This window comes from Actinocrispum sp. NPDC049592, assembly GCF_040675465.1.
Lineage (GTDB): Bacteria > Actinomycetota > Actinomycetes > Mycobacteriales > Pseudonocardiaceae > Kibdelosporangium.
Window position 1 is genome coordinate 321,490 of sequence record NZ_JBFAPA010000007.1, and the last position, 25,226, is coordinate 346,715.

The following is a 25,226-nucleotide window of genomic DNA, read 5'->3' on the forward strand; positions in this document are numbered from 1 at the left end:
CGTCAATAAACTAAGGGTAATCGAGGCGGAAACGCGAGGTCCGGCATGGCTGAAGTGATCTTTGACGCGGACGAGCGACTCTGGCTGCTGAGCACCGCGACCACGTCGTACGCGCTGCGTCTGGACGCCTCGGATGCCCCGAGGCACGTCTACTGGGGGCCCACGCTGACCCTCGCGCAGGCCGCGACCGTGCGCACCCCGGTACTGTCCAAGATCAGCAGCGTCGACTCGCTGACGGACGAGGAGCTGCCGGTCGAGGGCGGGTCCCGGTTCGACGCGCCATCGCTGCAGGTCCGGTTCGCCGACCGGGTGGCGGCGTTCGAGTGGAAGTACGTCGACTACACAGTGGACGGTGGCCACCTCGCGATCCGGTTCACCGACAGGCACTATCCGCTCGAGGTCGTGCTGCACTACTGGGTCGGCGCCGGGACCGACGTCATCGAGCGCTGGACCACGTTGCGGCACACCGGTTCCGACGACCCGATCACGTTGCTGCGCTGCGACTCCGCATCGTGGTTCCTGCCGCTGCGCGCGGACTACGAGGTGTCGCACACGGTCGGCGGCTGGTCGAGTGAGTTCCGCTTGCAGCACACACCCATTCCGGTCGGCGAGACCACGTTCACCTCGCGGCGCGGGACTTCCAGCCACCAGGCCAACCCGTGGCTGATGGTGACCTCCGGTGACGAGGTGTGGAGCGGGGCGCTGGCGTGGAGCGGCAGCTACCGGATCACCGTGCGCCGTACCCCGCAAGGGCAGACCAGTTTCACCGGTGGGTTCGGCCACGAGGGCCTGACCTGGCGGCTGAACCCGGGGGAGGCGTGGGAAACCCCGGTCTTCGCAGGGCTTTACGCGGCCGACGGCGCCGACGCGGCCTCACGCCGCTGGCACGCCTACGTGCTCAACCACGTCCTGCCGCACTCGGACGAGACCCGCACGATCGTCTACAACTCCTGGGAGGCAACGGAGTTCGACGTCAGCGAGCGCAACCAGAAGATGCTCGCCGCTCGGGCCGCGGCGTTGGGCTGCGAGCTGTTCGTCATGGACGACGGCTGGTTCGGCGCCCGCACGCACGACGCCGCCGGCCTGGGCGACTGGACCGTCAACCGCGACCGGTTCCCCGGCGGGCTGGACCCGTTGATCGCCGAAGTGCACCGGCTGGGCATGCGGTTCGGCCTGTGGGTCGAGCCGGAGATGGTCAACCCGGACAGCGACCTCTACCGGCAGCACCCCGACTGGGTGATGCACATGCCCAACCGGACCAGGACCACCATGCGCAACCAGCTGGTGCTCAACTTCGGCCGCACCGACGTGGCCGAGTGGGCGCACAAGTGGCTGGACCAGCTGGTCGGCCAGCACGAGATCGACTTCCTGAAGTGGGACATGAACCGGTCGTTCAGCGAGGCGGGCTGGCCGGCCGAGAGCGACCCGGACCGGCTGTGGATCGACCACGTCCGGCACGTCTACGCGATCATCGACCGGTTGCGCGCCGACCACCCCCAGCTGCGGATCGAGGCGTGCTCCGGCGGCGGCGGCCGGATCGACCTGGGCATGCTCGCCCGCACCGACCAGGCCTGGGTCTCCGACAACACCGACGCGCTGGACCGCATCCACATCCAGCACGGCTACAGCCGGATCTACCCGGCCCGCACCCTCTCGGCCTGGGTCACCGACAGCCCCAACCAACTGACCGGAAGGACGATCCCCCTGGCGTTCCGGTTCCACGTGGCCATGGCCGGCGTCCTGGGCATCGGCGGAAACCTGCTGAACTGGACCGAACAGGAGCTCGCGGAGGCGACTTCCCTGCTGGCCCAATACAAGTCGGTCCGCCACATCGTCCAGCACGGCGTCCAGTACGACCTCACCGCAGGCCCAGTGACCGCCGTGCAGTACGTCCTGGGCAACGAAACCGTCGTGCTCGCATACCGACCCGCCGTGAACTTCGGCCTGCCCCAGGTCCCCTTGCGCCTCAAGGCCCTCGACCCCGCCGCCTCCTACACGACGGGATCGTCGACCCACTCCGGCGCGGTCCTGATGCACCACGGCCTCGAACCCGCACTGCCCCTCGGCGACTACGCCAGCACGATGATCCACCTCACTCAGGTCGCCTGATCTCGACCTCGTAGGTGTTGTGGTTCAGCAGGAACAGCCAGTCACCCCGGCGTGCGGCCTGGACGCCCTCGGGTAGTCCACTCAGGACCGGCCGCACGCCGGCCTGGCCGGTGATGTGATCCATGACCCGGCGCATGCCATTCGCGTCGAGCCGGGTGCCGAGATACCACGCTTTGCCTTGCCCGTAGGCGTTCTGGGTGAGGACGTCGCCTTCCGCGCCTTCCAGCACGATCTCGTCCAGCCAGAGGCTCGCGGTGGCGGGTTCGCCGAGGATCTCGACGGGTTCATCGTGGTCGATCGGGTGGAACTCGGGGATGCTGAGACCGAGCATCTCGCGGAACGGCGCGGGATAGCCGCCGAGATACACCTGGTCGTCGCCGTTCACGATGCCGGAGAAGAACGACATCAACAGGTGCCCACCATTGTGGACATAGCGCGTGAGGTTCTCGGGATCCTTGGTGAGGTACAGGTTCGGCACGACGACGAGTTTGTACTTGCTGAGATCCGCGTCCGGCGGCACGACGTCGACGCCGATGTTGGCCTCGAACAACGGCGTGTAGTGGGCGAGCAGGGCGTCCATCTGGGTGAGCTCGTTGGACGGGTGCGAGTCCAGTTCGAGGGCCCACCAGTTGTCCCAGTCGAGAACCAAAGCGACGTCGTTGTCCGGCTGCGTGCCCAGGATGTCGCTGTACTGCTGGAGTTCCTCGCCGAGCGCGGCGACCTCCCGGAAGACGCGGCTGTCCGGCCCGGCGTGCGGGACCATGGCGGAGTGGAACTTCTCCGCGCCGCCCTTCGACTGCCGCCACTGGAAGTAGAGGACCGCGTCGGCGCCGTGCGCGATCGCCTGCCAGCTCCACAACCGCATCTGGCCGGGCTGCTTGATCCCGTTGTTGTGCCGCCAGTTCACCGCGCTCGGGGCCTGTTCCATCAGGATCCACGGCTGGCCCTGCCGGCTGGAGCGGATCACGTCGTAGCTCAGCCCGGCGAGGATGTGCGCCTGCTTGTCGAACGGGTCGGGGTAGGAGTCGTAGCTGACGACATCCACTTCCTTGCCCCAGGCAAAGAGATCCAGGGTCTTGGCGAGCGGGACGTGGTTCGTGGTGACCGGGATGTCGGAGTGGCGGCGGATGATGTCGCGTTCCATGGTGAGCAGGCCTTTGAGGGCGTCACTTGAGAACCGCGCGAAGTCGAGTTGCTGGGTGGGGTTGGCGAACGTGGGGGCGGAGCGGGGCGGGAGGATCTCCTCGAAGGCGTCGTACCGCTGGGACCAGAACTTGGTCGACCATGCCCGGTTGAGTTCGTCGATCGTGGAGTACTTGTCCCGCAACCAGTCCTGGAACGCCTTGGCGGAAACGTCGCAGTAGCAGGCCCTTGTGTGGCAACCATACTCGTTGTTGATGTGCCACAAGGCAAGCGCGGGATGATCGTGGTACCGGCTCGCGACCTGCTCCACGAGCCGTCCCGCGTACTCCCGGTAGATCGGGCTCGACGGGCAGTACGCCTGCCGCGCACCGGGCCACATCCGCGTGCCGTCGGCCTTGATCGGCAACGTCTCCGGGTGAAGGCGCGCCAGCCAGGGCGGCGGCGACGCGGTCATCGTGGCCAGACACGCCTTGACGCCACCTTCGGCCAGCATGTCCATCACCCGGTCGAACCACCCGAAGTCGAACGCCCCGGGCCGCCGCTCCACCTCAGCCCACGAGAAGATTCCCACGCTGACCATCGAGACCCGCGCCTGCTGCATCAACGCGACATCCTCGGCCCACACCTCCTCCGCCCACTGCTCCGGGTTGTAGTCCCCGCCAAACCCGACCCCACCCAACGGCCACCCCATAACAACCACCCTCCCAAAACATAGGACGTCCTACATCCTAACCTCACGTTCTCCCAACCCTCGCACCCATCCAACCTCGCTCACCCACCCCATCCATCCCGCCCACTCACTCACCGCGCACCCCAGCTGCATCCTGTGCCCAGTCCGCAGGCATCCCCGTCCCGTCGTCGCACTGGTCCGCCCGATCTGGGCTCGACCAGCCCGCCCGGTACGCGTGCCTGAGCACGGCCCGATTTAGGCTCGACCGGCGTGGTCCGGTACGCGTAGCTGACCGCCTGAGCCGGGTCCCGATCTAGGGCTCGACCAGGCCCGTCCGGTAGGCGTAGCTGACCGCCTGTGCCCGGTCCCGCAACCCCAGCTTCGCGAACAGGTGGTTCACGTGCGTCTTCACCGTCGCCTCACTGACCACGAGCTGCCGCGCGATCTCCCCATTGGACAGCCCGGCGGCGATGAGCTGCAGCACATCGACCTCTCGCGGCGTCAACCCGTCATCGGGTCGCTGCACCGGCCGCCGAGCCCCAACCGAGGCGACCAGCCGTTTCTGCAGGTCACCGTCGACAGTGGACAGACCAGCAGCCGCAGAACGCACTGCCCGAGCGATCGACTCGGCGTCCGCGTCCTTGGTGAGAAACCCTCGAGCCCCGGCCCGCAAAGCCGCCAGCAACGACTCGTCATCCGCATAGGTCGTCAACACCACGACCTCGGTCGCCGGATACTCGGCCCGCACAACCTGAGTGGCGGAAACGCCATCCCGGTTCGGCATCTTCAAGTCGACCAGCAACACATCCGGCCGAACCTCGGCAACCAACCGAACGGCCTCATCCCCATCCGCGGCGGCCCCAACAACCTCGATCCCAGGCAACAACCCCAGCAATGTCACCAACCCCTCCCGCACCACCGCCTGGTCATCGGCAAGCACAACCCGAACCCGCCCGCCCTCACCCACCATCACCAACCACCCCACCCATCCCAACGATGACCATCACACCGACCCCTCGCATAGTTCCCCGCCCACACCATCCCCGCGAGCCAAGCCCCACCATCGACACCCGCCCTCCCAACGCTACCGACGAGCCCCGACGCCGAGAGTCAGCAAGACCCCAACGAGCCCGAGTTGTCCACATCCACGAGTTGTCCACAGCCAGACGCCCGGAAGGCTTGACACACCAAGCTCTCACGTCGGCACCGTCATCCGAACCCGCCAGCCCCCATCAACAGGCCCGGCCTCAAGTGACCCACCCAGCAACTCGGCCCGTTCCCGCATCCCGGTCAGCCCGAACCCCCGCTCCCGAGCGGGAGCCGTCCGTTGCCCACCCTGATTGGTGACCGTCAGCGCGACTTCCCCCGAGCCGTGTTCAAGCACGACATCGACGCGCGCCCCAGGTGCATGCTTCCGAACGTTGGTCAACGTCTCCTGAACCGCCCGGTACAGCGCGTCCTCGGTGTCCTCAGGCAGCGACGACGAGCCGACCACAGTCAGATGCGCGTCCGCGCCATAGTCGCTGACCAGCGAAGAGATCGACCGCGGCCGGTCCGACCGCAGCGCGGCGACGGCCCGCCGAGCTTCGGCCAGCCCTTCGGTAGCCAGCCGCTGTGCGCGTTCGACCTGCCGCAACGCTTCTTCGCTGGCCCCGTCCCGCACCAGCACCAATCGTGCGCCTTGCAGGCTGAGCGCGAGCCCGGCCAGGGAGTGCGCGAGGACGTCGTGCATCTCCCGCGCGATCCGTGCCCGCTCCGCCAACGCCGCGGCCCGCGCGTGCTCTTCACGCGCCGCCTGCGCTCGGGCCAGCGCCAATTCGGTCTGTTCGATCCTCGCGTTGCGCTGCCGCCGGGTCTGCCCGGCGAGTACCAAGGCGGCGAACCCGGCCAGCGCCGCCACGAAGTCCAGCCAACCATGTTGCCGGACGAAGATGCTCACCGCGATCGCGGCCAGGCTGACCGGCAGGACGACGAACGTCGTCACGGATTTGGCGTCCCGGACCGCGAACCCGACGGCGATGTAGGTCAGCGCGATCGAGAAGCCGCTCGGCAGTTCGATCGACAGGAACAGCCCGGTCAGGGCGAGGATGACCAGCCCGATGGTGACGATCCAGGCCGGCAACCGGTCCAGCCACACCAGCGGGAGCGTGCCGATGACCGCCGCCACGACGAGGAACGCGCCCAGCAACGACAGCTTGTCGCCGGCGGCGACCATCGTGATCACCAGGATGGCGGTCGGTGCAAGCCTCAGCCATCCGCGTCTCACCAGGACATCATCCCCTGGATGCGACCGGAATGCCGAGCCTGCGCGCCCGCTCGAAGATCATCCAGTTCTGCGCGGCCAGCGTGACACCCAGCGTCACCACGACCGAGGCGCTGGTCAGCGCACTGTCCAGGCCAAGCGCGCGGTCGGCGAAGATCACGCCGACGCGAACGGCGATGGTGGCGATCCAGAGCACGAGTGTCCATTTCGTACCCTTCTGGAACGCGGCGCCGTCCCGCTCGGTGACGGCCACGCTCGCGCCCCGCGCAGCGCCGAGCACGATCAGCAGGATCACGTCGACGCCGAGCATCAGCAGGTCGGCAGGCTTGGCGGCGCCGATGACGTCCTTCGCGCTGACCACGCCGACGACCATCATGATCAACGGGACCATCACGAGCCCACGAGTCGTGACGACGCTGCCCTTCGTCTGCTTCGCGATCACTCGCACGACGACCAGCACCGCTGCGACGGCGACCAGCAAAGTGGTGGACAACGACATCTCCGGCTCCCTCCGTGGTGTTCTTGGTACCAAGAATGCGTTGGGGGAGGGGGGTTTCGCGTCGGAACGGGGGTTGAACCGGATCTCAACCCACGGGTGGAGCACAGCGTGTAGCACACCCAACCGACACCCGAACGAAAAAACCAGCGAAACCAGCCGACCGGTCCACAACAACCAGTTGTCCACAGCCCAAGAACCGCGATCTGGCCCGGAAAACCCCACCCAAGGCAGAGTCGAACCATGCAAACAAAGCAACGACCCCGCGTCCAGATCAAAACCCCGGGCGAGCTGATCGCGGCCGTCCCGCACCTGCTTGGCTTCGTCCCCGAGGAGTCGCTGGTGATCTGCTCGCACCGCAGCCCCCTCACCGGTGAGCTGGGCATCTGCGTCCGTACCGATATCCCGCCGCCGAAGGACTATCGCGCCCTCGCCGAGCAGCTGAGCGTCCCGATACTGCGGTCGAACGCGGCGACGGTCACTGTCGTGATCGTCAGCCAGGACGAGGGCAGGCCGCCTGACAAGTTGCCCGCGACGGGCCAGGTGGAGGCTCTTGTTGGTGTGTTCGCCGGATGCGGCGTGCTGGTCGACCATTCACTGTGGACACCGAAGATCACCGCGGACTCGCCCTGGTGGTGTTACGACGCCATGGAATGCAGCGGCACGGTGCCCGATCCCAGAGCGACCGAACTTGCCGCGATGACCGTTGCTCACGGCGCGACCACCTACCGCAGCAGAGAGGAGATGCGCGCGACCCTGGAACCCGGTAACTCCCGCATGTTGGCCGCCCGGTCCGAACGGATCGCCATGGCCCTGCGCCAGCAGCCCGACCCCGCATACGCGCAGCGCCTGGTCGAGGCGGTGATCGCGGACATCCGGGAGGGACAGGGTGGCCTCGACGAGGACCGGATCGTCGATCTCACTGTGGCGCTGGTCCACGAGGAAGTGCGCGATTCCTGCCTCAGACCCGAGGTGATCGAGCTCGGGCAGGCGGTGCAGGACCTCTGGCTCGACCTCACGCGCGCGACGCCGGTGCCCTATCGAGCCGAGGCCGCGGGACTCCTTGCCGCCACTGCGTTCCTGCACGGCAACGGCCCGCTGGCCGGTGTCGCCATCGATGCCGCCCTGGACGCCAACCGGGGACATCGCCTGTCCAAGATGCTCCGATGCGCCATGGACCTGGGCCTCTCACCCGAAGGTTTCGCCGACATCGTCGCCCGAGGCCTCGTCGGAGTCGACAACCCATTCGGTCCCAACACAAACCCCCGCCGATACTGACCCCCATCCTCACCCTCACCACTCCACCAACCACCCACCAGGACACCTATGCCTTAACCCTCAACAAAAAGACCACCATCACAACCCGGGCGCGCTGGTCGCCGGCACCCAGCGCGCCCCACATACAAGCACGACCCCCACTCCTGGCCCACCAGCGAGCAAATCCCGCGCGCCCCAACCCATCCATCCACCCACACCCATCCACCCACACTCGTCGATCCACCCCACACCCATCCACCTCCCGCACGCATTCACGCACACCCACACGCGTCCACCCACCCCGCACGCATTCACGCACCCATGCGGGTCTACCCATCCCACCCCACCCATCCCACCCACACGTCTAGCACCGCCCACATCCATCCCCACCCATCCACCCACACGCGGCCACCCGTCCCTCACGCATCCACCCCACGCAGGTCCACCCCCCCACGCACACATTCAGCACCCGCTCCAGTGCGCCCAGCCTCACCGCTGCCACCATCCGAAGCGTCGCCCACCACACCGAAACCGCAAACGCCCGGCCCCGCCCACTCCGAACCGCAAACGCCAGCACCCCACCACACCTAACCGCAAACGCGCGGCGCCCCTCCACCAGGCAGCCGCCAGTGGGCCCCTGAGGAACTATCCCAGGCAATCGACCGCATCGTCCAGATGACCTTGCCCAAACGGCATTCGTCCCTCAAATGCTGTAACCCTGCTGCGCCCTAACCAAGTCCGCCCCACACATCCCACTTAAGCCCTTCACAGCACGCCTTCTGCGCAGCGCCCCAACCACACCCCGAAGGAACTTCGACACCCAACGCCTCGACAACGCCACCCTGCCATGCACGGACCAGCGGCCAACTGCGTCTGCCGCCGGTAGCTCACGCACGCCAGCGCAGCCAACGCAGCCACCAACCACCTCGACTTGCGCATACCTCACCACCTCGATCGCCCGATATCGGCCCGATCCACTCTGCGCACACGCGGCGCGATCACCTACTCCCCAAGTTCCTACCCCACACCCCCCACACCCCACACCCCCACACCCCACACACATCCGCGCTCTACGTATGGGATGCTCTTCCGCGCCTCGCGCCTCGCGCCTCGCGCCTCGCGCCTCGCGCCTCGCGCCTCGCGCCTCGCGCCTCGCGCCTCGCGCCTCGCGCCTCGGCTGGAGGTGTCGGCTGATAGGGAGGATGCCGGTGGCCGTGCGTTGCACGAGCCCGAATAACCGAACATGCGGATCCGGCGTACCTCAAGGGATTGGGCTACGCCGGATCCACATGCATAGGTGGGGGTGTGTTGTTGTACTTGCCCGGTTCATGGGTAGGCCGGAATTTCAGTGGTCGAACCAGTCGCGGGCGTCGGCACGGTTCAGCAGGTTGATGACTCCCGCTGCGAGCAGAAAGCCGATCACCGCGGTGAGCTGACCGCTGATCAAGTTGATTACGCTGCTGATGATGCCGATCACCTCAATGGTGATCACCGTCGGGCGGATCCACGAAAACCGCTTCGGCGTGAGCACCACACACGCCAGCAGCGTTCCCGCCACCGCGAACGACAGGTATCCCAGGAAGTACGCCAGGCCCGCGTTCGTCGCCTTCGCCCCGTGACTTTCCAGGTCGCTCAACGCGTCCAGGACGAAATACCCCAAGAACCCGTTCGCCAGGATCTGGAAGATCAGAACCGCGAGAACACCCTTGACCTGTCCCGGCATGCTCATCCGCTGATGCGCGATTCCTTCTGTCATGACACAAACCCTGCCGCCACCCACCCCAACCGGACAAGCCTGCCGCCACCGGAAGGTTCCTGCCAGTCCCACCTCCCATGCCCGCAGCCCGAGCCCCACCCACTCACTACAGCGAATCCGTCAAATCCCTGAACCCTGCACTCTGAAGCGGGTCCAAATCCCGCGCCCCAAACCCAGCATCCCAAACCCAGCGCCCAAACTCGGCCTCCCGAACTCCGTGCCCGCAAGCACAACCCCTCGAGCCACCTCACCAACCGCCACAGCGATTCCGTCCGCCACAGAGACTCCGCCGATCCCAGAACACACCGCACCACGGGCGGCCCGACCAGTCCGCCCGGAGAGCCGAGCGGTCGGCTCTTGTTCGTGACGAGCGCGGAACTCGCTGAGGATGGGGTTCGTGTCGAACAAGAAACCGCGCCCACATCAACGAGGTTGAGTGGGCGCGGTTCTTGGGAACAGCTGGGTGGGTCAGCGGGACTGGGTGAACTCCCAGGCGTCGCGGACGATGGTGGCGATGTCCGGGCGTTCGGGCTTCCAGCCGAGTTCGGTGCGGGCACGTTCGCTGGAGGCGACGAGCACGGCGGGGTCGCCGGCGCGACGCGGGGCGACCTCGGCGGGGATGGGGTGCCCGGTGGCCTCGCGGCAGGCATCGATCACCTGACGGACCGAGAAACCGGTGCCGTTGCCCAGGTTGTAGATCGCGTGCTTGCCCTTGGTCGCGCTCTCGATCGCCAGCAGGTGCGCGTCGGCGAGGTCGGTCACGTGAATGTAGTCACGGATGCACGTGCCGTCCTCGGTCGGCCAGTCGTCGCCGTAGATCTGGACCTGGGCGCGCTGGCCGGTGGCGACCTGAAGGATGATCGGGATCAGGTGCGTCTCGGTGGTGTGGCGCTCGCCGAACCGGCCGTGCGCACCGGCGACGTTGAAGTACCGCAGGCTCACCGCCGCGAGGCCGTGCGCCGCCGCGTACGAGGTGATCATGTGGTCCACCGCGAGCTTGGTGGCGCCGTAGGTGTTCGTCGGGCGGGTCGGCGCGGTCTCCGGGATCGGGACCTCGTCCGGCTCGCCGTACACGGCCGCGGTGGAGGAGAAAACGAGACGGGGAGTGCCGTGTTCGCGCATCGCGTCGAGCAGCCGCAGGGTGGTCAGCGCGTTGCCGTACCAGTACTTGGCCGGGTCCTGCATGGACTCGCCGACCAGCGACTTCGCCGCGAAGTGGAGCACACCGTCGAAGCCTTCGCCCAGCAACGCGCTCGCCGCGTCGGCGGCGTCCGCCTGAACGAGCCGGCAGCCGTCGGGCACCGCGTCCGCGTGCCCGGTCGACAGGTCGTCGACCACGACAACCTCATGGCCGGCCTCGACGAGCCGGGCGGAGCAAGCGCTTCCGACGTACCCCGCACCGCCCGTCACGAGCAGCTTCACCTTGTGGTCCCCTTTCAACGATCCTGGCCGGCGCCCGCCGAGGGCACCGCCGTGAACATGCGTGGCGCGGTGAACGACCGCGCGGCGAACGCGGCGGTCACCGCGGCCTCCACCTCGGCGCGTCCGTCGGCGTGCACGAGGGCGATCGCGGATCCACCGAACCCGCCGCCGACCATCCTCGCACCGAGCGCCCCGGCGCTCTCCGCCGACTCCGCCGCGACGTCCAGCTCGTCACACGAAACGCGGTAATCGTCGCGCAGGCTCGCGTGCGAGGCGCTCAGCTGCGGCCCGATCCCGGCGTACTTGTCGGCCCGCAGCAACGCCACGGTCTCCAGCACCCGGTTGTTCTCGGTGACCACGTGCCGCACCAACGGCCGTAGTTCCTCGGGCAACGCGGAAAGCGCCGCGTCCAACCCGGACAGTTCGACCTCCCGCAGCGAGGACAGGCCGAGCAGTTCGGCCGCACGCTCGCAACCGCGCCGGCGGTCGCCGTACCCGGACTCGGTGTGCGAGTGGCTCGCACGCGTGTCGATCACGAGCACCTCGAGCTCGTGCCGGGCCGCGTCGAACGGCACCTGGTCGGACTCACCGGACCGCACGTCCAGGAAAAGAACGTGCGACTCGGTGCAGCACAGCGAAGCGGTCTGGTCCAGCAGCCCGGTCGGCGCACCGACGTAGTCGTTCTCCGCGTGCTGGATCCACTTTGCGATGTCGCTTCTGGACGGACTCGCGCCGAGCAATCCCAGCAACGCCAGGGCGGTCGCACATTCCAGGGAGTGCGACGACGACAGTCCGGCGCCGGCCGGGACGTTGCCCGCGACCACGAGATCCGCGCCCTGGCTGAACCCCTGTTCGCGCAGAATCCAGGCGACACCGGACGGGTACGCGGCCCAGCCGCTGACCGAACCGGGCTCCAGCGACGCGATCTGCACGGGATCGGCCGTCTCGGCCCGGTCGTTGTCGTGCAGAGTGGACACAGTCAGCACATCATCGGACCGTGGCGACGCGGCGACCGCGGTCCGGTGCGGCAGAGCGAACGGCAGCACGAAACCGCCGTTGTAGTCGGTGTGCTCACCGATCAAGTTCACCCGGCCCGGGGCGGACCACACACCGGCCGGAGCCCGGCCGTGCAGTCGCTCGAACGCCCCGGCCGCCCGCGCGGCCTGGCTCACAGGGCCCGCGCCAGCACTGCGTGCAGCACGCTCGGCGGCAGCTGAGCCGACGATCCCGCGCCGCTGACCTCGATGGTGTTGCCGTCGCCCTTGGACGGTCCGACGCTCACGGTCTGACCGGGCAGCAGGCCCACGGATTTCAGATCCGCCATGAGATCCGGGTCCATCTGCACGTGCTCGGCGATCCGGCGGACCTCCACCTTCCCGCCGCCGCGCCGGGCGACCTCGTCGATCCGCACCAGGTCGGCCTCGGCCGGCGGTGCGGGCTCGCCCGCGCCCAGCTGGTCGAGACCCGGGATCGGGTTGCCGTAGGGCGACGTGGTCGGGTTGCCGAGGAGGTTGACCAGCTTGCGCTCGACGGCCTCGCTCATCACGTGCTCCCAGCGGCACGCCTCGCTGTGCACGTGCTCCCACTCCAGGCCGATCACGTCGACCAGGAGGCGCTCGGCCAGCCGGTGCTTGCGCATGACCGCGATGGCCAGGTTGCGCCCGTGGTTGGTCAGCTCGAGGTGGCGGTCGTCGGCGACCACGAGCAGCCCGTCGCGCTCCATCCGGCCGACGGTCTGGCTCACGGTCGGCCCGCTCTGCCCCAGCCGTTCGGCGATCCGGGCGCGAAGCGGGATCACGCCCTCCTCTTCCAACTCGTAGATGGTGCGCAGGTACATCTCTGTGGTGTCGATGAGATCGTTCACGCCGCTACCCCTTCGTCGGCGTCCATGGTAGTCGCCCGGTCCGACAGTTCCGGCTGGCCGTCACCGGCCTGTGGCAGGCGCGAGCTGGGCGCGGCAGGATATCGGCCGTGCGCATACTCGTCTCCACTTCGGAACTCGCCGAAGCCCTCGTTTCCGCTCGTCCGCCGGTGGTGCTCGACGTGCGGTGGGCGCTGGGCGGACCGCCGGGACGCGAGTCCTACCTGGCCGGTCACGTGCCGGGTGCAGTGTTCGTGGATCTGGACAAGGACCTTGCAGCCGAACCCGGTGCGGGCGGCCGTCACCCCTTGCCCGCACCAGAAGACCTACAGAGCGTGTTGCGTGCCGCAGGCGTTAGCAGTGACTCCAGTGTCGTGGTGTACGACGGCAACAACGGCTCTATCGCAGCACGCGCGTGGTGGCTACTGCGCTGGGCCGGCCACCGTGATGTGTCGGTGCTTGATGGTGGATACGCGGCCTGGGAAAGCGAAGGCCGTGAGGTCACGACCGACGTTCCCGAGCCGGAACCCGGCGATTTTCAGGTTCAGCCCGGACACATGCCGACGATCGACGCCGACGGCGCGGCCCGGCTCGCGAAGGACGGCGTACTCCTCGACGCACGCGCGCCCGAGCGATTTCGCGGCGAGGTCGAACCGGTCGACCCTCGCCCGGGCCACATCCCAGGAGCAGTGAACGCTCCGTTCACGGGGCACCTGAACGCCGACGGCCGCTGGCTGCCCGCCGCTGAACTGGCTGAGCGCTTCCGGGCGCTGGGTGTTCACGCTGACTCCGAAGTCGGCGCGTACTGCGGATCGGGCGTGACGGCGTCCTCGGTCGTTCTGGCGCTCGAAGCCGCAGGCATCACCGACCCGGACAAGCCGGCCGTGCTCTACCCGGGGTCATGGTCCGAGTGGTCTTCGGACCCGTCCCGCCCAGCCGCCACGACCGGCTGACGAGCCGTTCGCGGAAATCCCGAAACGGTCCTGACCAGGCATTTCATTGCCGTGTGCGCCGGGTTGATCATGTATGGGACCCGCGATCAGCGGCCGAGCGCCACGGTCGTGAGGCCGCTCGCGGACCGGAGCCCGAAGCGGGCTCGGGAACAACGATCCGGCGTCTCATCGGCCAGGTACGGCCTGCTTGGGCAGCCATTCCGGGCCGGGCATGAACGCCGGATCAGCCGTCCGGGAGCTTGTCGAACACGATCTTGGCGAGCTTCTCGACCTTCGGGCACGTGGACTCGGTGGCGTTGGTCAGCACAAGGGTCACCCACAGCGCCCGGAACGGTGCGTGCTGGTCCTCGGTGAGCGCGATCCGCAGATCGCACGTCGTCGACGCGGTGGTCGTGCGGTACGCCGTGTTCCCCTCGAACGTCGTCGGCTCCGCTCCCTGCGCGTCGGTGGACGGCGTCAGCACGATCATCGCGACCCCGGCCGGACCGCCGCCGGCGGCCAGGTCGAACCCGCAGAACCCGCCCTGGTCCGACGGCTCGGGGGATGCGGTCGCGCTGGTCAGCTGGGCGATCTCGGACCCGGTGATCAGCGTCGAGCAGCTCGGCGCGGTGCTGACCGTCTTGCGTTTCGCGATTGTCACGGACGTGCCGGTGGATGTCGTCGTGCTCGGGCCCGAAAGGGTCGTGGCGCTGGGCGGCGACGAGGGGAACTCGGATTCCGTCGTCTCCGGTAGCGGCGGTTCGGTGTTGGTGGTGGTCTGCTGGATCGCGATGGGCTGCCCGGATACCGGCGCGAGCTGGAGCTTGCTGACCACGAGCGCCGCTGCGGTTGCGACGACGAGGCCAACCGCCGCCAGCGCGAGCAAGCGAAACCGACCTTGCATGGCTGTCAGACTAGTGTTGTCCCATGGGCACGCCAGCCGCCGTTGTGTGGGATCCCGCTCTGCTCGCGTACGACCTTGGCGGGGACCACCCGTTCAACCCGGTCCGCCTCGAACTGACGATCGCGCTCGCCACCCAGCTCGGCGTTCTCGACGGCGTCGAACTGCTTCGTCCCGAGCCGGCGAGCGACGAGGAGATCGAGCGGATCCACGAGGTGTCGTACGTCAGCGCGGTCCGCGAAGCGCCGATGGTCGGCTGGGACGTCGGCCATGGCCTGGGCACGCCGGACAACCCGGTGTTCTCGCAGATGCACGAGGCTTCATCGCTGGTCGTCGGTGCCAGTCTGCAGGCCGCGGCCAAGATCGCGTCGGGCGCGGCGAACCGTGCGGTCAACATCGCGGGCGGACTGCACCACGCGATGCGTGACCACGCGGCCGGGTTCTGTGTGTACAACGACTGCGCGGTGGCGATCTCGTGGCTGCTCGACAACGGGGCCGAGCGCGTCGCCTATATAGACGTCGACGTTCACCACGGGGACGGAGTCCAGGCGGCGTTCTACAACGACCCCCGTGTCCTGACGATCTCCCTGCACCAGAACCCGATGACGCTCTGGCCCGGCACCGGCCGGGTGACCGAACTCGGGGGACCGGGAGCGGAGGGAACCTCGGTCAACATCCCGCTGCCCCCGCACACCAGGGACCCTGCGTGGCTGCGTGCGTTCCACGCCGTTGTGCCGTCACTGCTGGGTGCGTTCCGTCCGGATGTGCTGGTCACTCAGTGCGGCGTGGACACCCACGAGGAGGATCCGCTCGCGGACCTGTGGCTGAGCGTGGACGGTCACCGCGAGATCTACCGGGTTCTGCGTGGACTGGCCGAGCAGTACGTAGGCGGAAAGTGGCTCGCAATGGGCGGCGGCGGTTACCAGCTGCTCCGCGTGGTGCCCCGATCGTGGACGCACCTGATCGCGACGGTGCTCGACCGGGACGTGGATCCGGAGACACCGCTACCCATCGAGTGGGTGAACGATGTGCTTCGCCGCGCGCCCGGTGCGGAGCTGCCCCGCACGATGGGGGAAGGCATGGACACCGGGTTCGTGCCGTGGGACGGGACGGCGCAACAGCCGGTCGACTCGGTGATCCGGGACGCCCGGGGCGCGGTGTTCCCGTTGCACGGCCTGGACCCGGACGACCCTCGGGACTGAGCTTGACCGGATTCGATCCGTACGGCTATCCACGCCGCTGGGAGGCGGACGTGGTGCTGGCCGATGGCGGCACCGTCCATCTGAGACCGATCACGCCCGGCGACGCCGACCGCCTGGTCGCGTTCCACAGCCGGCTGTCCGAGCGCACCAGGTACTTCCGGTATTTCGGTGCGTATCCGAGAATCCCGCCGCGCGACCTGGAACGGTTCGTCACGGTCGACCACCACGACCGGGTCGCGTTCGTGGCGCTGCTGGGCGACGACATCATCGCGGTCGGCCGCTACGAGCGGCTTCACGAAAACGACGAACTGACCGACCACGCCGAGGTCGCGTTCGTGGTGGAGGACGACCACCAGGGCCGGGGGATCGGCTCCATCCTGCTGGAACACCTCGCCGCGGCGGCGCAGGAGAGCGGGCTGAAGCGGTTCGTCGCCGAGGTGCTCGGCGAGAACGGGCAGATGGTCCGGGTGTTCCGGGACGCGGGGTACAAGGTCAGCCGGGTGCTTGAGGAAGGCGTCCTGCACCTGGAGTTCGACATCGACCCCACCGACGACTCGGTCGCCGTGGCTCGCGCCCGCGAACAAGCCGCCGAAGCCCGCAGTGTGTACAACCTGCTGCACCCCAAATCGGTCGCGGTGATCGGCGCGTCCACGGATCCGACGAAGGTCGGCTACGCCGTGCTGACGAACCTGCTGACCGCGAACTTCACCGGTCCCGTGTTCCCGGTGAACCCGGAACGCCGGTCGGTGCGGGGTGTTCGGGCGTACAAGCGGGTCCTCGACATTCCCGATCCGGTGGATCTCGCGGTCATCGCGGTTCCCGCTGAAAGCGTCGACGAGGTGATGGACGACTGCCTGGCCAAGGGCGTAAAAGCTCTGGTCGTCGTGTCCTCGGGATTCGGCGAGACCGGCGGTGATGAGGGCCGTGGCGCCGAACAGAAACTCGCCGAGGAGGCTCGCGCGCACGGCATGCGCGTCGTGGGCCCGAACGCCCTCGGTGTCGTGAACATGGATCGTAAGGTCCGGCTGAACGCGAGCCTGGCGCCGAAACTTCCGGGTTTGGGCCGAACCGGGTTCTTCTGCCAGTCGGGTGCGTTGGGAACGGCGATCCTCGCCCAGGCCGCGACTCGTGGGCTCGGTTTGTCGACGTTCGTGTCCGCCGGGAACCGCGCGGACGTGTCCGGTAACGACATGCTGCAGTACTGGATGACGGATCCAGCGACCGACGTCGTGCTGCTGTATCTGGAGTCGTTCGGAAATCCGCGGAAGTTCGCGCGGATCGCCCGGCGGTTGGGCCGGACCAAACCGATCGTGGCGGTGAAATCCGGACGCAACGCCATGCTCCCCGCGCTCGCCGCGACCTCCGTGCGAGTCGACGAGCCGAGTGTTCAGGCTGTGTTCGAACAGGCCGGCGTGATCCGGGTGGAGTCACTGGCCCAGCTGTTCGACACCGCGCTGCTCCTCGCACACCAGCCGCTTCCGCAGGGCAGCCGGGTCGCCGTTGTCGGCAACTCGACCGCGATCGGTGTCCTCGCCGCCGATGCCGCGCTCGCACAAGGCCTGGAACTCGCGGCGGATCCGGTCGACGTCGGTGCCCAGGCGGATCCCACGATTTTCGCGAACGCGGTCCGGGAAGCCCTGCTGCGCGACGACGTGGACGCGCTCGTGGTCGTTTTCGTGCCGCCGCTGGCTGTCCCAGGGACGGCATACGCTCGCGAATTGCGTGAAGTCGTCGCCAGCCTTGCGCACGGCGAGAGCAAGCCGATCGTGTCGACTTTCCTCGCGGCAGAAGGCGTTCCGGACGAGCTCGCGGTGCCGGGCCCGGACGGGACTCCGGGCCGAGGCTCGATTCCGTCCTATTCCAGCCCGGAACGAGCGGTGGTGGCCCTTGCCCGCGTCACGCGGTACGCGCGGTGGCGGTCGGCGCCGCGCGGAATGCTCACCCGGCCCGAAGGCATCGACGCGGCGGCCGCGCGGGATCTGCTCTTTTCCAGCCTGGACGCGAACAGCGAGCACTGGCTGACCGATAGCCAAACCGTCGAGCTGCTGACCTGCTACGGCATCCAGATCGCGCCCTTCCGGATCGTCGGCAGCGCGGACGAAGCAGCCGACGCAGCGGCGGAGCTCGGGTTCCCGGTCGCGGCGAAGGCGGCGAACTCCCTGCTGCGGAACCGGTTCGACCTCGTCGGCGTCCGCCTGGACATCAGCAGCCCGGACACGATGCGCGCGGCCTACGACGACATCTGTTCCGTGTCGGGTGTGAACGAGGTGTACGTGCAGCGCATGGTGGACAAGGGAACATCCTGTGCGATGGGGCTGCAGGACGACCCGTCGTTCGGCACGTTGGTCTCGTTCGGACTGTCCGGTGTGGTCCACGACCTGCTGGGCGACCGGGCCTACCGGGCGATCCCGATGACCGATGTGGACGCCGCCGGACTCGTGCGTGCGCCGAAAGCCGCGCCGCTGCTCGCCGGATACGGCGGTTCACCGGTCGCGGACCTCGTGGCCTTGGAGGACCTCGTCCTGAGGGTTGCCGCCCTCGCCGAGGACATCCCGGAGGTCCGTTCGCTGGAGCTGGATCCGGTCGTGGCCTCCGACAAAGGCGCGAACGTCGTGTACGCACGAGTCCTGATCGGACCGCCGCCCTCCCGGCACGACACCGGTCCGCGCCGGCTGCGGAAACTGCCCGACGAGGAATGATCTGGCCCACGTGGGGTGGACTCACCGATGGGGCGGGGTGTCTACTGCTTGAGGCCACGATGCCGATCAACACCGATTGATACCGCGTCGATCAACCTGGCCGCGAGGTCGATGAACCTGACTATCAGGAGGTGAGCCGAGTGTCCGCTGACGGATTCAGTACCGACGGAAGTTGTTGTAGTTGTCCGCACATCGCGGGCTCGGCTGCCACAGGCTGATTTCGCCGATCCCGCGAATTTCGCATGGGAGCCGGTGAGATGACCACTTTCCAGATGATGCTGCGTATCGGCGCCGGCGTGGGGCTCGGCGCGTTGATCGGATTCGAACGGCAGTACCGCGCCCGGATGGCCGGCATGCGCACGAACGCGCTTGTCTCCGTCGGTGCCACATTGTTCGTCCTGCTGTCCGCGCACGGTTTCGGCGGTATGGCGGACGCGGATCCCACCCGGGTGGCCGCTCAGATCGTGTCCGGAATCGGGTTCCTGGGTGCCGGGGTGATTCTGCGGGACGGCGCGAGTATCCGAGGCCTGAACACCGCTGCGACCCTTTGGTGTTCGGCCGCCGTTGGCGCCCTCGCCGGGGCTGGCCTGTACGCCGTCGCGGCCCTCGGTGCAGTCACGGTTCTCGCGGCCAACATCGTCCTTCGCTGGGCCGCCCGCGTCGTGGACAAGGTGCCCCAGAACGGCGCCGACCAGTGACAGCGCCAGCCAGATCCTCGCCATTGCCGCAGTTCAGGGGCCGTTTCGTGCTCAGCGTGAACTCAAGGCACGCATGGACCCAGGGGAGACCGACTTTGTGCCGAACCCACGTGAGTGCTTCGTCTGCAGGAGGACGAAGCACTCACGCGGGCAGGGCGCGGAATGTGGCCTAGGTGGGGGCTCGCTCCCGCCGCCAGACTGAGCGAGCCCCCGGTCTATGCGGTGAGGACCAGCTGCCGGCCGCTTTTCGCGGTGGCGCTGAAATCCGCACCGGAGTCAGTTACCCCGGCGGAGAACCGGGTTTCCACACGTGAGTCAGACAGCACCTCGTGCTCCGCGAAGCCGGCGCTGACCTCGCGATCACGAACCCTGCCCTGGACTCGGACCGCCTTGTGGCGGCCGGTCTTGCCCAACTCCTGCCCGGCGATGTTGTCCGTGCCGAGCGTGAACAGGCCTTGCCGACCACCCTTGATGGCCCGCTTCAGCGTGCGACCGCCGCTGAAGCCCAATACGTCCGCGTAGCGCGAGCCGTTCATCTGGATCCGGCGCGCAGAGGTTCCACTCCTCGCGACCACGAACGAACCGATGCAGGCCGTGTTCGCGGCCAGGCGGATTCCGTCCCCAGGTTGTACGTTCACGAGGGCCAGCAGGGTCATTGCCAGCACCGCGAGCACGGCAGCCTGCGCCGTCACGCCGGTCAGCGCACCCACGACGGCCATCCCAGCGACGACAGACGTCGCTAACAGGACACGATCACGTGTGCGCATCGGGCTCCTCCTCATCGAGGACCGAACGGCTCGGCAGGGTGAGAGAAAGTTATGACATCCATCGCCCTCTGGTCAAGAATGTGACTAGAGTTCATCTACATGAACAAGGCGACTTGCGGGTCGCCATTGAGGTTCGCGACGGGATGCTCGCATATCCACCCGCCATGCCTGGAGCGTCACCGACATCCAAACCTCAGTGGTAGTCAATACCGCAACCGTGGACGTGGCGCATACGAGGAGCGGGCGCTGCGCGGCTGTTCGATGCTGTGGGTCCTATCTGGACGGACAGGGTCCGGTTCAGTGGACTATCACCATCGTCCATAACGCTGGCAGTGACGGCACTCGTTCCACCGTCGGCGAACGTGTTCGCGTGCTGCGCCTCGAGTAGAAGAGTCGGGCACTACCATCGCATGGCAACAGAGCGGCGCGGATGTCGTGGCATACATGGACGTCGACCTGTCCACCGGCCTCAACGCGTTGCTGCCCTTGGGTGCGCCGCTGGTCGGCGTTCACTCATACATTTCGATCGGCTCCGCGCGATTCCTGGAACTTTGTGCTGCTCAGCACGTCCGTACTCCGAGCCGCAGGAAGACCGTCCTCTGTGCACATATGTCTTCGAGTCGGGAAGGAAATGTGGCGGTGCGATATATGCGAGCGCACTGTCCTTTGTGGCTGACCACTGTGGATTGCAGGCTCAGAGAACACGTTCTATGCGCTGCAGTCAAGACGATGTCCTTGAACTTCAACGACTCTGTTCGGCTCGTTTGACGCTGGCTGATGTGGTCACAGTGGACAACCGCTAGTCGCCCCGTAGTGCACCGGTCCTCATGCTGATCACAGTAGTTGCCAGCCGCATCAACAACACCGACACCACGCTGTTGTCGACTCTCATTGCGGCCGCATACGGTTCACGCAAGCGATGAAAACCGAGCTTCCCAGGAGCATGACGAAGTGGCTGCTGCTTGCCCCTTTTCTGATCGGCCACGGATTCCTGGCCGAGATGCTCACCGCGTGGCTCGTCGCCCCGCGTTCTTCGCCGCGTATCTCGCGGACAGCGAAGCTGCGCCGCGCCGCAAGCGTTCGACCTGACAGTGGCGGCAGGCAAGCTTGTCGGCGACTTGTGGCTGCAGGCCTCGCAGCGACCACCACGATGAGCTGACGAGGACACACACAACCGCCATCTGGAACCGGCGCTGCGAGCTGCCCTCCATGGCGAGAGAGATAAAAACCTTGATCGGCACGAGTGGGTTCAGCGGACGCGGTCCCGCTCCATCCGAAGACCCAGGCCTCCGCGCGGGGTGAGGCAAACTCCGGTTGGGTTCGAAGGTGGTCTCGGCGGTGTGTCCGAGAACCGCGCGACGTAGGGCATAGGACCTGACACTTGCTGCTCACAGTAAACGAGTAGGCACTCTGCGGATACACTTGTGGGTGAACCTGTCGGTCCACGCGATGGTCTCAGCGTGTTCCCAGTAACTTCCCAGGTTTTTCGTCGACGCTGGTCAGGTGGACCAGCGTGGCTCGGAAGCAAGCGTTCTCGTGGTTGATGACGAACCGAACATCCTGGAACTGCTGTCGGCGGCGCTCCGGCTCAGCGGTTTCGTCGTGCACGCGGCGGACTGCGGGGCCGAAGCACTGGCCACAGCGCGCCGTGTCCGGCCGGACATCGTGGTGCTCGACGTGATGCTGCCCGACTGCGACGGCTTCACGCTGGCCCGGAGTCTTCGTGCCACACACGAACGGCTGCCGGTGCTGTTCCTGACCGCCAGGGACGCCGTGGAGGACCGGATCGCGGGCCTGACGGCAGGTGGCGACGACTACGTCACCAAGCCGTTCAGCTTGGAGGAGGTCGTACTGCGGCTGCGTGCCATCCTCCGCCGGACCAACGGCAGCGTCGGGGAACCCGCCCGCGACGACGGCACGTTCCGGTATGCCGACCTCGTCCTCGATGAGGACGCCCATGAGGTCTACCGCGCGGGCCGGCTGATCCAGCTGTCCCCGACCGAGTTCAACCTGCTGCGGTATCTGATGGTCAATGCCGAGCGCGTGGTCAGCAAACCGCAGATTCTCGACCGGGTGTGGAACTACGACTTCGGCGGCGACGGCCGGATCGTCGAGTCGTACATCAGCTACCTGCGCCGCAAGATCGACTCGGTCGAGCCCGCGCTCATCCACACCATCCGCGGTGTTGGGTACTCGCTCCGGTTGCCCCGTGACGAGCGGACCGGCTGATGGTGCCGCCCGCCTCCGCGAAGCGCCGCCGCCCGTGGACGCTGCGGACGCGCATCGTCGTCGCCCTGCTGTTGCTCGCCACCACCGGACTCGCGGTGTTCGGCGTGGCCAGCGTGCTGCTGATCCGGCAGTCGATGATCGCCCGGGTCGACCAGCAACTCGACGAGCAGAGCCGCCGGATCGGTCCACGTATCTTCAGGGGACAGTTGCCGCCACCGCCCCGCCTGGGCGGCCGCAACGGCCAGGACCTGCCGACGGATTTCGCGATCCAGGAATTCTACCCGGACGGCGAACCGAACCCCGATCACAGTGCCAACATCAGCGCCACCGTCGGGCCGATTCTGCCGCCGGTGAACGAGGAGACGTTTTCGCAGCTGCCTCAACACGCCTTCACCGTGGACGACAAGGAAGGCAAAGCGTCGTGGCGCGTGCGGGTGATCCAGCGCCAGTCGTCGCAGGCTGACGGCCAGGTCGTGCTCGTCGCCGTTGCCCAGTCGCTGGAGACGGTCCAGGAGACCGTTTCACGTCTGGTGTGGATTGAGGTGCTGGTCGGTGTCGCGGCGTTGGCGGCGCTCGGTGCCATCGGGTTCTGGGTGGTACGGCTGGGCCTCCGGCCGCTCACCAGGATCGAGCACACCGCGGGAGGGATCGCGAGCGGCCACCTGGACCTGCGGATCGAGGCCGACCCCCGGACCGAGGTGGGCCGGCTCGGCGGCGTCCTGAACACCATGGTCGGCCGTCTTTCCTCGGCGCTGCGGCAACGTCAGCAGTCCGAGGCGCGCCTCCGCCGTTTCGTCGCCGACGCGTCCCACGAGCTGCGTACCCCGTTGACCTCGATTCGCGGTTTCGCTGAACTCCACCGCCGCGGCGGAGCGCCCGAACGGGAGGATGTCGACAAGCTGATGTCCCGCATCGAGGACGAGGCGATCCGGATGGGCCTGCTCGTCGAGGACATGCTCCTGCTGGCGCGCCTGGACCAGGAACGCGCACTGGACCTCGCCGACCTGGACCTGCGGTTGCTCGTCGAGGACGCGGTGCACGACGCCCGTGTCCGCGACCCAGACCGTCCGGTCGAACTGCGAAAACCCGAAACCCAGGTACGCGTGACCGTCGACGAGCACCGGATGCGCCAGGTGATCACCAACCTGATCAACAACGCCATGATCCACACGCCGCCGGACAGCCCCGTCCACGTGGTCGTCGGTGGCCCAGCCCGACTGGACGGACCTCCGGTCGCCGTGGCGGGCGTAATCGACTCCTACGCCCGCGTCGTTCTCGAAGTCATCGACGAAGGCCCAGGCGTGCCCCTGGAGGCCGCACCCAACATCTTCGACCGGTTCTACCGCGTGGACTCGGCCCGATCCCGCCGCCGCGGCGGAACAGGCCTCGGCCTCGCAATTACCGCTGCGATCCTCGAAGCCCACGGCGGTCGCGTTGAACTTCGGACCGAGCCCGGACAAGGCGCCCGTTTCACCGTGTTCCTGCCATGACTGCGGTAAACGCCTGAGGAAACCGAATGTCCGTCCCCCAACCGGACCTTGACCAGCACGGCGTACCCGCCCAGAAAACGCTTCTCGATCCAGCCTGTTGCAGACACAGCTACGCCAGCCTCGGCGCGGATCGTGCCGTCCACAGCCCGTGCTCGACTTGCCCGGCCACCTGTAGGTGGTGGGCGCGCATCAGTGCACGCTGCGGACGTGGTGAGTCGAGTTCACAGTTTCAGCTCGGGCGCGTGGCCATCAGCCCGGCTCGGGCCGCACGACGAACACACTCGCCATGCGGCCCGACCAGTTCGGTCCCGGCCTGAAAGGGCCCGGTCAGGTTCGAACTGGCCCCCGAAGAAGCCCGGGGCTCGTTCAATCCGGCCCGCCACGGCCAACCGCTAACCCCAGATCGTCTCCCCAGATTCACGCCAGTTCACGAACAGTCCGGAACAGCCTGCGGTCCTGCGGATCGGCCGGACATTCAGGTCGCCGGATCAGGCAGGGCTGAAGCGGGCGGCGGCGATCGGCCGTTGCGCGACCGTGTAGGTGTTCGCCGACGAGGAGTTCACACTCCAGCGATAGCGTGAAAAGACCCCAGTGGATGTCGACGCGTAGAACATCATGTGCCCGAATCCGACGCCTTCGCGGTCGTTGACGCCGTCGATCAGCCGGATGTCGGGGTACACGTAGTAGTTGCCGACGCCGAGCACGCCATGCGGATCGGATGTGCAGTCGATGATCTCGATGGCGTACTGGATCTCGCCGGGGAAGTTCAGCGTGGGACTCGGCGCGACGTACGTGCCCTTGATGCGCCGCACCATGACGATGTGCCCGGTCTGCGTTGGCTGGTTGTTCTGGTAGTCGATCGCGATGAGGTCACCGGCCCGCAGATCGGTGACTTTCGTGATCGGCGTCCAATGCGGAACGGCCGGACCGGCGAACACCCGGCGATAGTCGCGCGCGTTCGGACTGACCGAGCCGAAGTACGTTCGGTAGTACTCCTCGGTCGCCACGGCCGGGTAGGTGTGGCGCAGGAGTCCGGTGAGGAACGATGCGCACTGACTCTGGTTGAACCAGGTCGACGGCTGGCCCGGAGTGCCCCACGTAAGGATGTTCGGCGTGCCGTCGTCCTTGTAGTTGTTGTTGGTACGTGGGCATTCCGGCAGGTTCAGGTAATTCGCGAACTGCTCCGCCTCGATCACGTGCGGGGCTGTGGGCAGATACGGATCGGGGCTGAGTTCGTCCGCCGACGCCTCGCCGCCGCTCAACGCGGTGACACCGAATGCGGTGCCCGCGCCGAGCAGCGTCCTGCGGGATAAGGAAAAAGCCATACCCCG

The 25,226-nt window shown here is 67.4% G+C and carries 18 protein-coding genes and 2 pseudogenes; 9 read left to right on the forward strand and 11 right to left on the reverse strand.

Going from position 1 to position 25,226, the window contains the following annotated elements:
• Positions 1 to 45: 45 nt before the first annotated feature.
• Positions 46 to 2,109: an alpha-galactosidase gene (locus tag AB0J95_RS20445; protein WP_364759667.1), complete on the forward strand. Its 2,064-nt coding sequence runs from the start codon at positions 46 to 48 to the stop codon at positions 2,107 to 2,109.
• Here the strand turns inward: AB0J95_RS20445 and AB0J95_RS20450 are convergent.
• The 4 genes from AB0J95_RS20450 to AB0J95_RS20465 form a co-directional block, all read right to left on the reverse strand.
• Positions 2,093 to 3,943: a beta-galactosidase gene (locus AB0J95_RS20450; protein WP_364759670.1), complete on the reverse strand. Its 1,851-nt coding sequence runs from the start codon at positions 3,941 to 3,943 to the stop codon at positions 2,093 to 2,095. The two genes, AB0J95_RS20445 and AB0J95_RS20450, sit on opposite strands and share 17 nt — an antisense overlap.
• A 292-nt stretch (positions 3,944 to 4,235) precedes the next feature.
• Positions 4,236 to 4,892: a response regulator transcription factor gene (locus tag AB0J95_RS20455; RefSeq protein ID WP_364759994.1), complete on the reverse strand. Its 657-nt coding sequence runs from the start codon at positions 4,890 to 4,892 to the stop codon at positions 4,236 to 4,238.
• Positions 4,893 to 5,117: 225 nt separating this feature from the next.
• Positions 5,118 to 6,188: a histidine kinase gene (locus AB0J95_RS20460; protein ID WP_364759673.1), complete on the reverse strand. Its 1,071-nt coding sequence runs from the start codon at positions 6,186 to 6,188 to the stop codon at positions 5,118 to 5,120.
• 7 nt (positions 6,189 to 6,195) lie between these two features.
• Positions 6,196 to 6,684: a hypothetical protein gene (locus AB0J95_RS20465; protein WP_364759676.1), complete on the reverse strand. Its 489-nt coding sequence runs from the start codon at positions 6,682 to 6,684 to the stop codon at positions 6,196 to 6,198.
• A 240-nt stretch (positions 6,685 to 6,924) separates the two neighbouring features.
• Here AB0J95_RS20465 and AB0J95_RS20470 point away from each other — a divergent pair, with 240 nt between their 5' ends.
• The gene (locus AB0J95_RS20470) at positions 6,925 to 7,959 is read left to right on the forward strand and encodes a DUF4192 domain-containing protein (protein ID WP_364759679.1); all 1,035 of its coding nucleotides are present in this window, start codon (positions 6,925 to 6,927) and stop codon (positions 7,957 to 7,959) included.
• A gap of 1,324 nt (positions 7,960 to 9,283) precedes the next feature.
• Here the strand turns inward: AB0J95_RS20470 and AB0J95_RS20475 are convergent.
• The 4 genes from AB0J95_RS20475 to AB0J95_RS20490 form a co-directional block, all read right to left on the reverse strand.
• The gene (locus tag AB0J95_RS20475; RefSeq protein WP_364759682.1) at positions 9,284 to 9,694 is read right to left on the reverse strand and encodes a hypothetical protein; all 411 of its coding nucleotides are present in this window, start codon (positions 9,692 to 9,694) and stop codon (positions 9,284 to 9,286) included.
• 468 nt (positions 9,695 to 10,162) lie between these two features.
• Positions 10,163 to 11,116, reverse strand: coding sequence for a UDP-glucose 4-epimerase GalE (gene galE / locus AB0J95_RS20480; RefSeq protein ID WP_364759684.1), 954 nt, complete (start codon positions 11,114 to 11,116; stop codon positions 10,163 to 10,165).
• A gap of 14 nt (positions 11,117 to 11,130) precedes the next feature.
• Positions 11,131 to 12,288, reverse strand: coding sequence for a galactokinase (gene galK, locus AB0J95_RS20485; RefSeq protein ID WP_364759687.1), 1,158 nt, complete (start codon positions 12,286 to 12,288; stop codon positions 11,131 to 11,133).
• Positions 12,285 to 12,980, reverse strand: a complete 696-nt coding sequence (locus AB0J95_RS20490) for a metal-dependent transcriptional regulator (protein WP_364759690.1) — start codon at positions 12,978 to 12,980, stop codon at positions 12,285 to 12,287. The genes galK and AB0J95_RS20490 overlap by 4 nt, the downstream gene beginning before the upstream one ends.
• A 107-nt stretch (positions 12,981 to 13,087) precedes the next feature.
• Between AB0J95_RS20490 and AB0J95_RS20495 the strand changes: the two genes are divergently transcribed.
• Positions 13,088 to 13,930 (forward strand): sulfurtransferase, encoded by an 843-nt coding sequence (locus AB0J95_RS20495; RefSeq protein WP_364759692.1) that lies wholly within the window; start codon positions 13,088 to 13,090, stop codon positions 13,928 to 13,930.
• A 223-nt stretch (positions 13,931 to 14,153) separates the two neighbouring features.
• Here the strand turns inward: AB0J95_RS20495 and AB0J95_RS20500 are convergent, their stop codons facing one another.
• Positions 14,154 to 14,813 carry a hypothetical protein gene (locus tag AB0J95_RS20500; protein WP_364759695.1) on the reverse strand — a complete coding sequence of 220 codons (660 nt, stop codon included), beginning with the start codon at positions 14,811 to 14,813 and terminating at the stop codon, positions 14,154 to 14,156.
• Between the two features lie 23 nt (positions 14,814 to 14,836).
• Between AB0J95_RS20500 and AB0J95_RS20505 the strand changes: the two genes are divergently transcribed.
• From AB0J95_RS20505 to AB0J95_RS20515, 3 genes and pseudogenes are all read left to right on the forward strand, one after another.
• Positions 14,837 to 16,012, forward strand: coding sequence for an acetoin utilization protein AcuC (locus AB0J95_RS20505; protein WP_364759697.1), 1,176 nt, complete (start codon positions 14,837 to 14,839; stop codon positions 16,010 to 16,012).
• Positions 16,013 to 16,014: 2 nt separating this feature from the next.
• Positions 16,015 to 18,711 carry a GNAT family N-acetyltransferase gene (locus tag AB0J95_RS20510; RefSeq protein ID WP_364759700.1) on the forward strand — a complete coding sequence of 899 codons (2,697 nt, stop codon included), beginning with the start codon at positions 16,015 to 16,017 and terminating at the stop codon, positions 18,709 to 18,711.
• Positions 18,712 to 18,968: 257 nt separating this feature from the next.
• A pseudogene (locus AB0J95_RS20515) lies at positions 18,969 to 19,388 on the forward strand (MgtC/SapB family protein); the annotation flags it as partial.
• A 236-nt stretch (positions 19,389 to 19,624) separates the two neighbouring features.
• On the opposite strand, the gene AB0J95_RS20520 reads toward AB0J95_RS20515, so the two are convergent.
• Positions 19,625 to 20,128 (reverse strand): hypothetical protein, encoded by a 504-nt coding sequence (locus AB0J95_RS20520; protein WP_364759703.1) that lies wholly within the window; start codon positions 20,126 to 20,128, stop codon positions 19,625 to 19,627.
• A 456-nt stretch (positions 20,129 to 20,584) separates the two neighbouring features.
• On the opposite strand from AB0J95_RS20520, the pseudogene AB0J95_RS20525 reads away from it, so the two are divergent.
• From AB0J95_RS20525 to AB0J95_RS20535, 3 genes and pseudogenes are all read left to right on the forward strand, one after another.
• Positions 20,585 to 20,710, forward strand: a pseudogene (locus tag AB0J95_RS20525) (glycosyltransferase family 2 protein); the annotation flags it as partial.
• 969 nt (positions 20,711 to 21,679) lie between these two features.
• Complete coding sequence (locus AB0J95_RS20530) at positions 21,680 to 22,405, forward strand: response regulator transcription factor (RefSeq protein WP_364759706.1); 726 nt, start codon at positions 21,680 to 21,682, stop codon at positions 22,403 to 22,405.
• Positions 22,405 to 23,895, forward strand: a complete 1,491-nt coding sequence (locus tag AB0J95_RS20535) for a HAMP domain-containing sensor histidine kinase (protein WP_364759709.1) — start codon at positions 22,405 to 22,407, stop codon at positions 23,893 to 23,895. The genes AB0J95_RS20530 and AB0J95_RS20535 overlap by 1 nt, the downstream gene beginning before the upstream one ends.
• Positions 23,896 to 24,383: 488 nt before the next feature.
• Here AB0J95_RS20535 and AB0J95_RS20540 read toward each other — a convergent pair whose 3' ends face one another.
• On the reverse strand, positions 24,384 to 25,220 hold the full coding sequence (locus AB0J95_RS20540; RefSeq protein ID WP_364759712.1) for a hypothetical protein: 837 nt from the start codon (positions 25,218 to 25,220) through the stop codon (positions 24,384 to 24,386).
• Positions 25,221 to 25,226: the final 6 nt, after the last annotated feature.